General features: G+C 60.1%; 11 protein-coding genes and 1 pseudogene. 7 read left to right on the forward strand and 5 right to left on the reverse strand.

Features of this window, described 5'->3' with window-relative positions; translation table 11 throughout:
- Window positions 1-33: 33 nt before the first annotated feature.
- The 3 genes from IB248_RS08795 to IB248_RS08805 form a co-directional block, all read right to left on the reverse strand.
- Window positions 34-1,356, reverse strand: coding sequence for a homoserine dehydrogenase (locus IB248_RS08795; protein WP_018859948.1), 1,323 nt, complete (start codon window positions 1,354-1,356; stop codon window positions 34-36).
- Window positions 1,357-1,420: 64 nt separating this feature from the next.
- Window positions 1,421-2,638 carry an LL-diaminopimelate aminotransferase gene (locus tag IB248_RS08800; protein ID WP_007532313.1) on the reverse strand — a complete coding sequence of 406 codons (1,218 nt, stop codon included), beginning with the start codon at window positions 2,636-2,638 and terminating at the stop codon, window positions 1,421-1,423.
- 225 nt (window positions 2,639-2,863) lie between these two features.
- Window positions 2,864-3,280 (reverse strand): hypothetical protein, encoded by a 417-nt coding sequence (locus IB248_RS08805; protein WP_018859949.1) that lies wholly within the window; start codon window positions 3,278-3,280, stop codon window positions 2,864-2,866.
- Between the two features lie 154 nt (window positions 3,281-3,434).
- On the opposite strand from IB248_RS08805, the gene phaC reads away from it, so the two are divergent.
- Entirely contained in the window at window positions 3,435-5,273 is a 1,839-nt protein-coding gene (gene phaC / locus IB248_RS08810) for a class I poly(R)-hydroxyalkanoic acid synthase (RefSeq protein ID WP_112641381.1), read from the forward strand.
- A gap of 24 nt (window positions 5,274-5,297) precedes the next feature.
- Here phaC and IB248_RS08815 read toward each other — a convergent pair whose 3' ends face one another.
- Entirely contained in the window at window positions 5,298-6,317 is a 1,020-nt protein-coding gene (locus tag IB248_RS08815) for a methyltransferase (protein ID WP_018859951.1), read from the reverse strand.
- Between the two features lie 316 nt (window positions 6,318-6,633).
- Here IB248_RS08815 and IB248_RS08820 point away from each other — a divergent pair, with 316 nt between their 5' ends.
- From IB248_RS08820 to IB248_RS08845, 6 genes and pseudogenes are all read left to right on the forward strand, one after another.
- Window positions 6,634-7,959: a DUF2778 domain-containing protein gene (locus IB248_RS08820; protein ID WP_026372164.1), complete on the forward strand. Its 1,326-nt coding sequence runs from the start codon at window positions 6,634-6,636 to the stop codon at window positions 7,957-7,959.
- Between the two features lie 568 nt (window positions 7,960-8,527).
- A complete protein-coding gene (gene map / locus IB248_RS08825) occupies window positions 8,528-9,364 on the forward strand; it encodes a type I methionyl aminopeptidase (protein ID WP_192240725.1) in 837 nt (278 codons plus the stop codon).
- 7 nt (window positions 9,365-9,371) lie between these two features.
- Window positions 9,372-10,191: pseudogene (gene radC / locus IB248_RS08830) on the forward strand (DNA repair protein RadC).
- Between the two features lie 149 nt (window positions 10,192-10,340).
- Window positions 10,341-10,877, forward strand: coding sequence for a dual specificity protein phosphatase family protein (locus IB248_RS08835; protein WP_245268038.1), 537 nt, complete (start codon window positions 10,341-10,343; stop codon window positions 10,875-10,877).
- Window positions 10,878-10,964: 87 nt separating this feature from the next.
- Complete coding sequence (sthA, locus tag IB248_RS08840) at window positions 10,965-12,371, forward strand: Si-specific NAD(P)(+) transhydrogenase (protein WP_018859955.1); 1,407 nt, start codon at window positions 10,965-10,967, stop codon at window positions 12,369-12,371.
- 189 nt (window positions 12,372-12,560) lie between these two features.
- Window positions 12,561-14,351: a radical SAM protein gene (locus IB248_RS08845; RefSeq protein WP_026372165.1), complete on the forward strand. Its 1,791-nt coding sequence runs from the start codon at window positions 12,561-12,563 to the stop codon at window positions 14,349-14,351.
- Window positions 14,352-14,389: 38 nt separating this feature from the next.
- Here IB248_RS08845 and IB248_RS31630 read toward each other — a convergent pair whose 3' ends face one another.
- On the reverse strand, window positions 14,390-14,632 hold the full coding sequence (locus tag IB248_RS31630) for a hypothetical protein (RefSeq protein WP_018859957.1): 243 nt from the start codon (window positions 14,630-14,632) through the stop codon (window positions 14,390-14,392).
- Between the last annotated feature and the right edge of the window lie 102 nt (window positions 14,633-14,734).

Genomic DNA, 14,734 nt, shown 5'->3' on the forward strand with positions numbered 1-14,734 from the left:
CGGCAACATCGATCTTCTGGGAGCGGGTGAGGCTCAGTCTTCCTTCGGCCGCTCGATGCGGATCACCTGCGGTTCACCCACATGATAGCCCTCGCCCTTGATTGCGGCGACCGCCTTGCGAACGCAGTCCTCTGTTGTCGCGTGAGTCACCATGATGATCGTCTGGTGATGCGACGGCGCAAGGTGCTGCTTCGAGCGCTGGACGATCGATTCCAGCGAAATATGGTTTTCCGCCATGTGGGTCGCGACGCTTGCAAACACGCCCGTGCGGTCGAGCACGGTCAGGCGAATGAAATATCCGCCTTCGTGGCTTCGCATCTGCGCCTTGCGGTAGGGCTCGAGCGATTTGGCGGGATGGCCGAGAACGGGCACGCGCTGGGCGCCAGGTCGGCTCTTTGCGATGTCCGCGATGTCACCGAGAACAGACGAAGCCGTCGCATTGCCGCCGGCGCCGGGCCCGACCATCAGCAACTCACCGAGAACATCGGACTCGATCGCCACGGCATTGGTCACGCCGTCGACCTGTGCAATCACGGAATCGACGGGCACCATCGTCGGATGGACGCGCTGTTCGATGCCGGTATCGGTCCGCTGTGCAACGCCGAGCAGCTTGATGCGGTAGCCGAGATCGGCGGCAGCGTGGATGTCCTCGATCGAGATGTTGGTGATGCCTTCGAGATAGATATCGTCGGCCGCGATCTGGTTTCCGAAGGCGAGCGTCGTGAGAATCGAGAGCTTGTGGGCGGTGTCGTTGCCTTCGATGTCGAAGGCGGGATCGGCTTCTGCATAGCCGAGGCGCTGTGCCTCCTTCAGGCAGTCGGCGAAGGACAGGCCTTCCTTTTCCATCTTCGTCAGGATGTAATTGCAGGTGCCGTTCATGATCCCGTAGATGCGGGAGATCGTATTGCCCGTCAGCGATTCGCGCAGCGCCTTGATGACGGGAATGCCGCCGGCAACCGCTGCTTCGAAGTTCAGCAACGCGCCCTTCTCTTCCGCGATCGTCGCCAGTTCGACGCCGTGGTAGGCAAGCAGCGCCTTGTTTGCTGTCACCACATGGAGACCGCGCTGTAGAGCAGCGCGTACGGAGCTGTTTGCCGATCCACCGACGCCGCCCATGAGTTCGACGAAAACGTCGATGTCGCCCTTCTCCGCCAGATCTTCCGGCCGGTCGAACCACTCGATGCCGCCGACGTCGATGCCGCGGTCCTTGGTCTTGTCGCGGGCGGAAACACCCGTAATCAGGATCGGGCGTCCGCACGTTGCGGCCAGCTCGTTGCTGCGCTGCTGAATGATACGGACAAGCGAAGCACCAACGGTACCTAAGCCCGCAATGCCGATTTTGAGGGCATCTGCCATGGATCGATCCTGAAATGTGTCATGAAGGGCAGCCGCCGGAAGCGGCTGCCGTTGAGGGATTATATCAGCGATGTGCGTTGAGCGAGATGACGTTGTGCATCGTTTCGTCTGCCGTCGACATGAACTTCTTGATGTTGCGGGCTGCCTGACGAATGCGGTGCTCGTTCTCGACGAGCGCCAGGCGCACGTAGTCGTCGCCCATTTCGCCGAAACCGATGCCTGGCGCGACAGCCACGTCGGCTTTCTCGACGAGCAGCTTGGAGAATTCCAGAGAACCGAGGTGACGGAACTTTTCCGGGATCTTGGCCCAGGCAAACATCGTCGCTGCCGGCGGCGGCACTTCAAAGCCGGCCTTGCCGAAAGTATCGACCATGACGTCGCGGCGGCGCTTGTAGACGTTGCGGACTTCCGCGATATCAGAGCCGTCGCCGTTCAGCGCGTGCGTTGCCGCTACCTGGATCGGCGTGAACGCGCCGTAGTCGAGGTAGGATTTGACGCGTGTGAGCGCGGCGATCAGACGCTCGTTGCCGACGGCAAAGCCCATGCGCCAGCCGGGCATCGAGAAGGTCTTCGACATCGAGGTGAACTCGACCGTCACATCCATCGCACCCGGAACCTCGAGAACCGACGGAGGCGGCTCACCCTCGAAGTAGATTTCCGAATAGGCAAGGTCGGATAAGACGATGATATCGTGCTTCTTCGCGAACGCGATGACATCCTTGTAGAAGTCCAGCGTCGCCACAAAAGCCGTCGGGTTGGACGGATAGTTGAGGATCAGCGCCAGCGGCTTCGGAATCGAATGGCGAACGGCGCGTTCCAGCGGCGGGAAGAAGCTCTCGTCCGGCTCGACCGACATCGAGCGGATGACGCCACCGGCCATCAGGAAGCCGAAGGCGTGAATCGGATAGGTCGGGTTCGGGCAGAGGATGACGTCGCCCGGTGCGGTGATTGCCTGCGCCATGTTGGCGAAGCCTTCCTTGGAGCCCAGCGTCGCGACGACCTGCGTGTCAGGATTGAGCTTCACGCCAAAGCGGCGCGCATAATAGGCAGCCTGCGCCCGGCGAAGGCCGGGAATGCCCTTGGAGGACGAATAACGATGCGTGCGCGGGTCCTGGACGACTTCGCAGAGCTTGTCGACGATCGCCTTCGGGGTCGGAAGGTCAGGGTTTCCCATGCCGAGATCGATGATATCGGCCCCGCCCGCTCGCGCGCTTGCTTTCAAACGGTTGACCTGTTCGAAAACGTAAGGCGGCAAACGCCGGACTTTGTGAAACTCTTCCATTTCTTTCCCCACGGAAATGCGGCCACCGCGGCCGCGCTCGAAGTTCGTCCTAAATTCCCGGCTGTTCGCGATACGAACTTCAGAATCACCAACGCCGTATTCATCAGACTTGCGTCGCACGGCATTTCTTTGACGGAAAGCCGCGCAGGCCGTGCATTATCGGGAAAAATTCGTCTTCCGCCACAGATGGAAGGCTTTGCTTCCAAATTGCAGCGAAGGCAAGGCCTAATTGGCGATTTCTGAGAGCGTTTCGGCGCCGTGCTCGGCCGCTAGCTTGCGAAATTCCGCGACGCGACGCTGGTACTCGGCTTCCGAGATCGTGCCGGCCTTGCGCTGGGCGGCAAGCGCCGTCAATTGCTTCTGAACCCCGCCAGCCTCGTCGTCGCTCATCTGAACGTTTGCGGCCGTGAGCGGTGCCCCGAATCCCGGATAGCCGTCCTTGTAATGCGACAGGCCGCTCTCGGTCGGCTCTTCACCCTTTGTCGCGCTCATGACAACGGGCGTCGGGGCCGCTTGCCTTGCCGCGAAGGCGGCCTTTTCCTCGGGCGTCTGCATGCATCCGGCAAGCGCCATGGCCGCGGCGGCGCCGATGAGCGCGATACGGGTCATGTTTGCGATGGTGCGGATGCCAATTCTCGTCATTTGCCAGAGGTCCCAAATCCTGAGGTGCTTCGACTGTTAGATTCGTCGCCGCCACAAAGCAATAGCACGAGCGTGCGTCAGCGGAACTTGTTTTATAGATCTTTCCAGATGTACAACTCAATTTGCAGGAACATGCCGCCGCCGGAGGAGACACGTGACCGACAGCAAGCAGCAAGACGGCGACAAGGCAAAGAGCCGGGGATTCGATGCGAAGGACCTGGATCCGTACCTGATGAAAGATCCCGAGGCGATGGCGGTCAACTTCGCCCGTGCACTGGAGAATCTCGGCAAGGCGGCCACGGCCTGGCTTGCGCCACGCGAACGTGGCGAGATCGCAGAAAATGCAGCGGAGCCGGTGACCGACATGGTCAAGACGCTCTCCAAGGTCACCGAATACTGGATCTCAGATCCGCGCCGCACCTTCGAAGCGCAGACCCAGTTGATGAGCAGTTACTTCGGTATCTGGATGCGCTCGATGCAACGCATGCAGGGCGAAACGCCGGCGGCGGAACCGGAGCGCAACGACAAGCGCTTTGCCGATGAAGACTGGCAGAAGAACCCGTTCTTCGAGTTCCTGAAGCAGGTTTACCTCATCACCGCCGATTGGGCGGAGAAGATGGTAGCCGAAACCGACGGGCTCGACGAGCACACGAAGCACAAGGCCGGTTTCTATGTGAAGCAGATCACGGCCGCCCTCTCGCCGACCAACTTCGTTGCCACCAATCCGCAGCTTTACCGCGAAACGATCGCGACCAGCGGCGAGAACCTGGTGCGCGGGATGAAGATGCTTACCGAGGATATCGTGGCGGGCCAAGGCGACCTGAGGCTTCGCCAGACCGACATGACCAAATTCGCCGTCGGTCGCGACATGGCGCTGACCGCGGGCAAGGTGATCGCGCAGAACGAGATCTGCCAGATCATCCAGTACGAGCCGACGACAGAGACGGTGCTGAAGCGCCCTCTCCTCATCTGCCCGCCGTGGATCAACAAATTCTACATCCTGGACCTCAACCCGCAAAAATCATTCATCAAATGGTGCGTCGATCAGGGCCAGACCGTTTTCGTGATCTCCTGGGTCAATCCGGACGCGCGGCACGCGCAAAAGGATTGGGCCGCCTATGCGCGCGAAGGCATCGACTTTGCCCTCGACACCATCGAGAGGGCGACGGGTGAGAAGGAAGCGAACGCCGTCGGCTACTGCGTCGGAGGCACGCTGCTTGCGGCAACGCTAGCGTTGCACGCCAAGGAAAAGAACAAGCGGATCAAGACCGCTACCCTCTTCACGACACAGGTCGATTTCACCCACGCCGGCGACCTCAAGGTCTTCGTCGACGAGGAGCAATTGGGCCGGCTTGAAGCCCACATGGAGGAGATCGGCTACCTCGACGGCTCAAAGATGGCGACCGCCTTCAATATGCTGCGGGCTTCCGAACTGATCTGGCCCTATTTCGTCAACAACTATCTGAAGGGCCAGGAACCGATGCCCTTCGACCTTCTGTTCTGGAATGCCGATTCCACCCGCATGGCGGCGGCAAACCACGCCTTCTATCTGCGTAATTGCTACCTCAGGAACGCGCTGACGGCGAACGAGATGATCCTGGACGGTCAGAAGCTGTCGCTGAAGGACGTCAAGATCCCGATCTACAATCTCGCCACCCGCGAAGATCATATCGCGCCTGCAAAATCGGTGTTTCTCGGCAGCCAGTTCTTCGGCGGCAAGGTCGATTTCGTGCTGGCAGGCTCCGGCCACATAGCGGGCGTCGTCAATCCCCCGGACAAGAAGAAATACCAATACTGGACCGGCGGCGGCGTAACCGGCGACTATGAGACGTGGCTTACCAAAGCGGCTGAGAACGCCGGCTCGTGGTGGCCACACTGGCAAGCCTGGATCGAGGCGAAGGACAACAAGCGCGTGCCCGCCCGGAAACCGGGAGGCACCGCGCTCAACGCCATCGAGGAGGCGCCGGGAAGCTACGTGATGGAGCGAGCCTAAGAGCGACGCCCCTGCTCGGCTTCGTCACTCCAGGAAGATCAGACTGGCAGGTGACGGGGGCAGCGGTCGGGAAACGAACTCCTGAAAACCAGCCGACTTGGCCATATCGGCCAGTTCCCGCTCCGTGTAGGCGTCTCCCTTCGGTGTCGTGGCCAGCATGACCATGGCGAAAGCAGCCGGGAACTCGGGCGACACCCGATCCTCGTTCGGAACGAACTCGACGATCGCAACGCGGCCTCCTGCCGCCAGACTTGCTCGCGCCTTTTTCAGGAGCATGACGCAGCCTTCGGCGTCAAAGTGATGAAGGAAATTCGGCAGCAGGATGAGATCATAGCCACTGCCCCAATCAACCTCGAAGGCACTGCCGGGTCGGAAGCTGAAGCGCCCCGCTACTCCTGCATTCGTTGCATTTTCCTCGGTCACCGCAAGAACCGGCTTCCAATCAATAGCAACCACGCTGGCAGATGGCGCCACCTTGGCGATTTCTATACCGAAGGCACCAGGACCGGCGGCAACGTCCAGCACCTTGCTTGGCAGCTTTGACCATGTCGCAACGTCAGATGCCACAGCTTTCGCGCTCGCTGTGTTAAGCCCAAACATGCCCCTCGCAAACTTGACCCAAATAGGGTTGTCCGGCTCCACGTTGGCCAAGCCGACGGAGCCTCCGTTGCGGACGTAGGCGGCAGGGTTTTCGAGGAACAAGGACATCATTTGCGGCGACCCCATGAAATCGATCGCCGCACCTATATAGGCCGGGGAACGCCTGTCCAGAAAGGCCTTGCTCGACGGCGTCGGCGCATAATTCTCACCGCTCTTCGTCAGAAGACCCGAAACTACCAGGAAGTCGCAAAGAATGCGCACCCCACGCTCGGCGCAATTAATGTCCGACGCGAGCATCGCCGCCGTGCGCGCTTGCCCGCCAAATTTTGTGAAAAGATCGAATTCGATCGCTGCCTTCATCGCCGCCGTTTTCCGAAATGCAAACATCGCATCAACAAGCAAGGCTGGCGAGATTTCTTCATGAACCACTTGTGTCGAAGACATCGGCTTTCCCTCCCAACGTGGAGCCACGCGACGGGAGGTATTCATAGCAGAATCCGCATTCCTCGGCACGTCCTGACAAAGGAGGAGCAGGCAAAAAGCCGGCGCCCCAGGGACATGCCCAAAGCCTGCCCTCAATTTCGAACGGCTCGAGCGAGCTCGTAAAGGAATTGGTTACCATAATTCGGCATCCTGCCAATCAACCGGACATATTAGCGAGCCGCAATTTAGCCCTGATGCTTCTATACCGGCCCCGGCGAAGGAATTTCCATCGGTTCGTACCGCCGGCCCCAGTAACGAGTTGTGAAAGACGGGTCTCATGGCGTTTGCGGTCGATGTGTTTAGCAATAGCAGGCCTATAGGTACGTCCATTTCTCGTTTCGGTTACTCTTTCCGCTTTCTTTCAGGTGCAGCTCTCATCGGTGCGGGGTTTGCCGCTTCAGCGTGGGTCGTCGCTACACTTGCGACCATGCATATGGTCGCACCGGCCCCGCATCCGAGCGCCGGTCGCTTCGCCGACATCGCGCTTGCCCCCGCAAGCGTCGCGAAGACCGAGCCTGAGCAACGCCTCGTTCACGTCAAAAAATTCTCGCGCTTGCGCATGAGCACCGATGCCGAACTGGCCCTTGCAAGGGGTGTTCACGTAGCCGCTCCGTCGGCGGCGCTTGCGGCGGCATTTGTCGGGCAGTCCGAACCTCTTGCGCTCTCCGAAGCCTCCCCGAACAGAGAGCTGGCGACGGCTGTCGCGTCAGCGGCACCCGCTCAGCCCGCGCGCCCGGCCAAGGACGACACCGTAGAGGTGGCATCAGCGACCGTTGCCTCGACTGACCGTATCATCATCCCGTCGAAGCAGGAGGTCGCAGCCGCCGAAGGACCTGCCTTGCTGGCGCTCGCAGCAAGCCCTGCGGCCGAAATCAAGGGACAGGTACCGCCCGCCGCCACCAAGCCCGGCCCGGTCGAGATTGCGGCTCTTGCGCCGACTGAGCAGCCTGCACCGGGGGCAACCCAGCCGTTCGATCTCGTTTTGAGCGGCACCGACACCGCGATCCCCTTGCCCATGGCTCGGCCCGATGGCCTGATCAAGCGGGCTACCCCCAACGATCGCAGTGCTCCGGCTGAACCCGTACTTGCCTATGCGCGCCCGGATGCCGGCGCTTCCGATGATGACGACGATCAAATGCCGACGGTGAAGAAGGGGCTGTCCCCCGCGATCGCCCGCAATGGCGTCGCGGTCTACGACATTTCGGCCAACGTCGTCTACCTTCCGAACGGCGAACGCCTGGAAGCCCATTCCGGCCTCGGCAAGATGCGTGACAATCCGCGTTATGTGCATGCCAAGAACCGCGGCCCGACCCCGCCGCATACTTACAATCTGACGATGCGCGAAAGCCTTTTCCACGGCGTCGAGGCGATCCGACTGAACCCTGTCGGCGGTGCAGGCTACGTCTACAACCGCGTCGGCTTGCTTGCGCACACCTACATGCTCGGCGCCCGCGGCGACTCGAACGGTTGCGTGTCCTTCAAGGACTACAAGCGCTTCCTCGCTGCCTTCAAGCGCGGCCAGATACGCCAGCTGGTGGTGGTCACGAGCATGCCGAACAAGCCGACGTCCACCTTCGCTTCGTTGTTCTCGTCGCGCTCCTAATCAATAGTCAAAAGAAAACACCGCGCTCGATTTTCCCCGCACCTCGCCCCCATGCCATCATCCCCTTGTCCCGTCGCGGATACACCGCAAGGCGTTGCGGCGAGGCGGAACCGGCGCAGGGTGCGGAAGAAGGACGTGAGCTTCCGCATCAGGGGTCTGCAGAAAATGGTCTCCCTCTGGGGACGGCGGCGTCCGCGCGAATGCGGCGTTGAGTTGAGCCTCGGACGTGCCTGTGTGGCACACATGGTCCCCAGGGGAAGCGAAGCTTGCTCGGGCAAGGCCGCAGAGGGACCGGAGTTGCGGACATAAACCGACGAACGGGGCTCTGGGAAGAGCCATATGATTTTATCTCAACGAGGCAAATTCCAGCGCCCCGTCCAATGCATGCATGCTCAAGCCGAGGGTCGTGAGGATCGCGTGAGGGCGAAGACGCGTGCCGCTCGCAGAAAAGCCACTTGGCACCGATACACGACGCACACGGCAGAAATAGCATTCGCCCCATTGATCGCGATGGACGAACCCGGCATAGCTGCATTATGTACCAGAATGACAATCCTAAGGGCCTGCAATGGTGAATTATATCGAAGCCTCTTCCGCGCCATCGAAGAATACCGGCGCAATTAGGCTCTACGGTCCCGAAGCATTCGAAGGAATGCGGAAGGCGTGCCAAGTGACGGCGCGTTGCCTCGATGAGCTGGCGGCGTTCGTGCGGCCCGGCGTTGGGACCGATGCAATCGACCGTTTCGTGTTCGAATTTGGCATGGACAACGGCGCGATTCCGGCGACGCTCAACTATCGCGGATACACAAAGTCTACCTGCACATCGATCAACCATGTCGTCTGCCATGGCATTCCGGATGCAAAACCCCTGCGCGAAGGCGATATCGTCAACATCGACGTCACCTACGTGGTCGAAGGCTGGCACGGCGATTCAAGCCGGATGTACCCGGTCGGAACCATCAAGCGCGCTGCTGAGCGGCTGCTTGAAGTGACCTATGAATCCCTCCTGCGTGGCATATCGGCCGTTCGGCCCGGCGCCCGCACCGGCGCGATCGGGGAAGCCATTCAGACCTATGCCGAAGCCGAGCGCTGTTCCGTCGTGCGCGACTTCTGTGGTCATGGCGTCGGCGCGCTGTTCCACGACTCCCCAAATATCCTGCACTATGGTCGCGCGAACGAAGGGCCCGAACTGCGGGAAGGCATGATCTTCACGATCGAGCCGATGATCAATCTCGGTCGGCCGCATGTGAAGGTTCTGGCGGACGGCTGGACTGCGGTAACGCGCGATCGCTCACTTTCGGCGCAATACGAACACACGGTCGGGGTTACTGCCGACGGCTGCGAGATTTTCACGCTTTCGCCAGGCGGCCTCGACCGACCCGGCCTCCCGCCCTTGAACCGATGAGCGCTTGATGACGAAGGGTCCTGTTTCGCATTCCAACGACGCCGAACTGCCCTTGGCCACCAGCGATGCAAGCGACGAACGCTCCTTTTTCGCGGAACAGGCCGCCAAGCCGGCATCCTTGGCGAAGCAGGCCAACCTCTCCGCCTCGCTTGGCAAGGAAGAGCACTACCACGGGCACCGCGAGCGCCTGCGCGACCGCTTCCGTCAGCATGGCGATACAGCCCTCGCCGATTACGAGTTGCTCTAACTGCTGCTGTTCAGGCTGATCCCCCGGCGCGACACCAAGCCGATCGCCAAGGCGCTGCTCGAGCGCTTCGGCTCGCACGCTGCCGTCTTCGGTGCACCGCTGCCTCTGCTGCAGGAGGTAAAGGGCATCGGCGAAGCCGTGGCGCTCGATTTGAAACTGGTCTCGACGGTCGCACAGCGGACCCTGAAGAGCGAGCTTCGAGGCAAGCAGGTGCTGTCGTCCTGGTCGTTGGTGATTCAATACTCACGCCGCGATGGCTCACGAGACACGCGAGCAATTCCGCATTCTCTTTCTCGACAAGCGCAACGCATTGATCGCCGGCGAGGTTCAAGGGCGGGGCACGGTCGATCATACGCCGGTCTATCCGCGCGAGGTTGTGCGGCGGGCGCTGGAGCTTTCGGCCACAGCCCTGATCCTCGTGCATAATCATCCCTCCCGCGATCCCACGCCGTCACGGGCCGATATCGACATGACCAAGATGATTGTCGACACCGCAAAGCCCCTCGGCATCACGGTCCACGACCACATCATCATCGGCAAGGACGGTCACGCTAGCCTGAAAGGGTTGCGTCTGATATAGGGGTCTAAACCTATAGGAGTCTAAAGTGCTTCAGGTATCCGTCAGGTTTAGGTGGCAAAGGGACAATGCTGCAATCAAACTGCTCCGGGACCTTTATGACGCCAACCGCCTCTCGCCGATTTCCTCGCAGCGCGATAGCAGCGCTGTGCTTGCTCGCCGGGTCTTTTCTCGCCGGTGGCAGCTACGCCCTCTACCTGACAGTTACGGACAACTTCCACGCGGTCGTCGATGGCGAAGTCTATCGTTCATCGCAGCCATCGCCTGAAGCCCTTGCGGGTTTCTCGAAGCGTTATGGGATCAAGACGATCATAAACCTGCGAGGCAATAACCCGGTACGGAGCGCCGAAGTCGAGCAGGCAAAGACACTTGGCATCGAGCATATCGATTTCCCGATGTCGGCCTACAAGGAGCTTTCGCCAGAGCGAGCGATGAAATTGATCCAAGTCATGAAGGACGCGCCGAAACCGCTGTTGATCCATTGCAACTCAGGCGCGGATCGAACCGGTCTCGCTTCCGCTCTCTATCTGGCCGGCGTCGACAAGACGAGCCAGGGGGTTGCGGAGAAACAGATGTCCATCTTCTACGGGCATATCGGGTTGCCTTTCGCTCGCGCCTTCGCCATGGACCGCAGCTTCGAGAAGCTGGAACCCTACTTGGCTTCAATAAATCCAGACCTCTCCTCCTAGAGCATTTTGCAACATTGACCTGCCCCGGTGGACGCGCGACATATTGCGTCGCAAAATGATTCCAGCTTTCCAATCGGGGCCAGCCTAATGTTCCAGTACGATCTCGTTGTTGTGGGCAGCGGCCCGGCAGGCCGCCGCGGCGCAATCCAGGCAGCCAAGCTTGGCAAGAAGGTCCTGGTCATCGAGCAAGGCAAGCGCGTCGGCGGTGTTTCGGTGCACACCGGCACCATCCCCTCCAAGACGCTGCGCGAAACGGCGCTCAATCTGTCCGGATGGCGTGAGCGCGGCTTCTATGGCCGATCCTATCGCGTGAAGGAAGAGATCAGCGCGGATGACCTTCGGCGCCGCCTGCTGATCACCCTTGATCACGAAGTCGAAGTGCTGGAACACCAGTTCGCCCGAAACCGGGTGCAGCACATCAGGGGCAAGGCAAGCTTTCTCGACCCGTCGACACTCGAGGTCGTCAAGGATGATGGGGAAGTGGTCAAGGTCACGGGAGCGAGCATCCTGCTTGCGGTCGGCACGAAACCGTTCCGTCCGGACGACATCCCATTCGATAACAAGACGGTGCTCGACAGCGACGAACTGCTCGACATCGACGAGCTGCCGCGCTCGATGGTCGTGATCGGCGCGGGCGTCATCGGCATCGAATATGCGACGATCTTCAGCGCATTGGATACCGCGGTGACCGTGATCGATCCGAAGGCGACGATGCTCGATTTCATCGACCGGGAAATCGTCGAGGACTTCACCTACCAACTGCGCGATCGCAACATGAAGATCTTGCTCGGCACCAAGGCCGACAAGGTGACGCGTCTCGACAATGGCAAGGTTGAACTGAAGCTCGACAATGGTCGCCGCCTGGTGACAGACATGGTCCTGTTCGCCGCCGGGCGCATGGGCGCGACCGACACGCTCAACCTGGACGCGGCCGGGCTCGAAGCTGATAGCCGCGGTCGCCTCAAGGTCAATCCGGAGACCTTCCAGACGTCCGTACCAGACATCTATGCCGCGGGCGATGTCGTCGGCTTTCCGAGCCTGGCATCCACCTCGATGGAGCAGGGCCGCATTGCTGCGCGCGTTGCTATCGGCGCGGTCGCGAAGGAGCCGCCAAAGTACTTTCCCTACGGCATCTATGCCGTGCCTGAGATCTCCACCTGCGGCCTGACCGAGGAAGAGATGAAGGAGCGCGGTATCCCCTATGAATGCGGCATCGCGCGTTTCCGCGAGACTTCGCGTGGCCACATCATGGGACTCGATACTGGGCTTCTGAAACTCATCTTCTCTCTGAAGACGCGCCGGCTGCTTGGCGTGCACATCGTCGGCGAAGGAGCGACCGAGTTGGTTCACATCGGCCAGGCAGTGTTGAACCTCAAGGGCACCGTCGAGTACTTCGTCGAAAACACCTTCAACTACCCGACCCTCGCTGAAGCCTACAAGATCGCAGGCCTCGACGCGTGGAACCGCATGGGCGACATCAAGTCGGAGCTTTAATCCCTCCGACTAACGGCAACCGATTCGAATTTGATAATTTCTTGAACGAAAACAGACACCTACGCGCCGTCCAAAATCCATTCCAACTGACTTATTTGTGTCGAATAGCATCGGTAAAAGCTTTACTTGTATAATCCACCGTGTCTGGTAGCGTCCATTTTCGGGGATTCCTCTTACCAGCGAGTGACCGTGCAAGATCTTCCAAAGACTGCCGAACGGACCTTTCAGCTCATCCTCATCAAGCCGTCGCACTATGACGATGACGGCTATGTAATCCGGTGGTGGCGGGCGATGATCCCGTCGAATTCCTTGGCTGCGATCTATGGAATCGCTGCCGACTGCGCCGAACGCAAGGTATTGGGGCCCAATGTCGGGATCGAGATTACGGTCATCGACGAGACCAACACTCGGGTCAACGTCCCCGCACTTCTCAAGCGGCTTGAACAGCACGACAATTTCGGGATGATCGCCCTGGTTGGTGTGCAGTCGAACCAATATCCGCGGGCGCTCGACATTGCCCGGCCCTTCCGCGCTGCCGGAATTCCGGTTTCGATGGGCGGTTTTCACGTGTCGGGATGCCTGGCCATGCTCGACGGCAAGGCGGTCGGCCTCGACGCCTGTCGCGAGATGGGCATCTCGATGTTTGCTGGAGAGGCAGAAGGCCGGTTGGACCGCGTTCTACAGGACGCCGCCGCCGGCAAGCTTGAGCCGCTCTACAATTTCATGAACGACCTGCCCAGCATCGAAGGTGCCGCCGTCCCATTTCTGCCGAAAACCAATGTCGCGCAGACGCTCGGCCTCAGCACGAGTTTTGACGCCGGCCGTGGCTGCCCCTATCAGTGCTCCTTCTGCACCATCATCAACGTGCAGGGCCGCAAGTCGCGTTTCCGCTCGGCCGACGATGTCGAAAAGCTGGTGCGAATGAACTGGGCGCAAGGCATCCATAAGTTCTTCATCACCGACGACAATTTCGCACGCAACAGGGATTGGGAAGCAATCTTCGACCGCCTGATCGAACTCAGGGAGAAGGACGGCATTCCGCTCGGATTGATGATCCAGGTGGACACCCTCTGCCACAAGATCCCGAACTTCATCGAAAAGTCAAAGCGTGCCGGCGTCACCCGCGTCTTCATCGGGCTTGAGAACGTAAACCCGGACAACCTCACGGCGGCCAAGAAGAACCAGAACAAGATCACCGAATACCGGAAGATGCTGCTTGCCTGGAAGGCACAGGGCATCATGACTCTCGCCGGTTACATTCTCGGTTTCCCCGCGGACACGCCGGAGACGATCCGCCGCGACATCGCGATCATCCAGCACGAACTGCCTCTTGATGTCATTGAATTCTTCGTGCTGACACCACTGCCGGGCTCGGAAGACCACCAGACCTTGTGGAAGAAAGGCGTCGAGATGGACGCCGATCTCAACATTTACGACGTGGAGCACGTCTGCACCGCGCATCCGAAGATGAGCAAGCAGGAATGGGAGGGCATCTACCAGGAGGCCTGGTCGCTCTACTATTCGCCGGAGCACATGAAGACGCTGCTGCGCCGGGCCGTTGCCACGGGCGTGCCGCTCGCCAGCCTCGTGAAGGTCCTTGTGTCGTTCGCCACAACTGTACCGTTGGAGAACGTGCATCCATTGCAGAGCGGCCTTCTACGTCTCAAGCATCCCTCCGAACGGCGGCCCGATATGCCGCGAGAAAGCGCTGTAACCTTCTGGCCGCGTTTCGTCTGGGAGACGGTCACCAAACACCTGTCGCTAGGTGCGACCATTGCCAAGCTTGCAATCAGCGCCTTCTTCATCGCACGAGACAAAGCGTCCAAAGCCTATATGGACCAGGCACTGACACCGGTCGGTGACCATGAGGATGAGACGCTTGAACTCTTCACGAAGACAGCCGGCGGGCGGGCTGCTGTGTCCCACATTCACAAGGTCGCGGAATTGACCCACGCCCACAAGGCCCGACCGGCAGTCTGAGGTCGACCGCCGCCGCCGACAACGCAAGAACGGGCCGGTTAAATTTGTGCCGCAGAGATCGCCGCTATATTGAGTAGTGACGCAGCTTGAAGCGTGTCGAGAAATTCCACGCACTCAACCAGCCTGCCGTTCTCGAAGGTCATCTTGTCCATGATTTCGGTATCGAACTTGGTCGTACTATGACGCATCTGGCCGACGCGATGAACCGGTGCAACATTTCCGTCGACACGGATGTCGAGTTCCAGCGCCGTCATGTCCCAGGTGTCAATGAACTGCCGCATCGTCGCGCGGAGTGCAGCGCTGCCGACAACCGGGTTGGTGAGTGACGCCAGATACTGGCTGCCTTCTGCCCGGAAAACGCAATTGTCCCAAGGAATGACATA

Origin of the sequence: Rhizobium sp. RHZ01 (assembly GCF_014851595.1) — a bacterium.
Classification (GTDB): Bacteria; Pseudomonadota; Alphaproteobacteria; order Rhizobiales; family Rhizobiaceae; genus Rhizobium; species Rhizobium altiplani.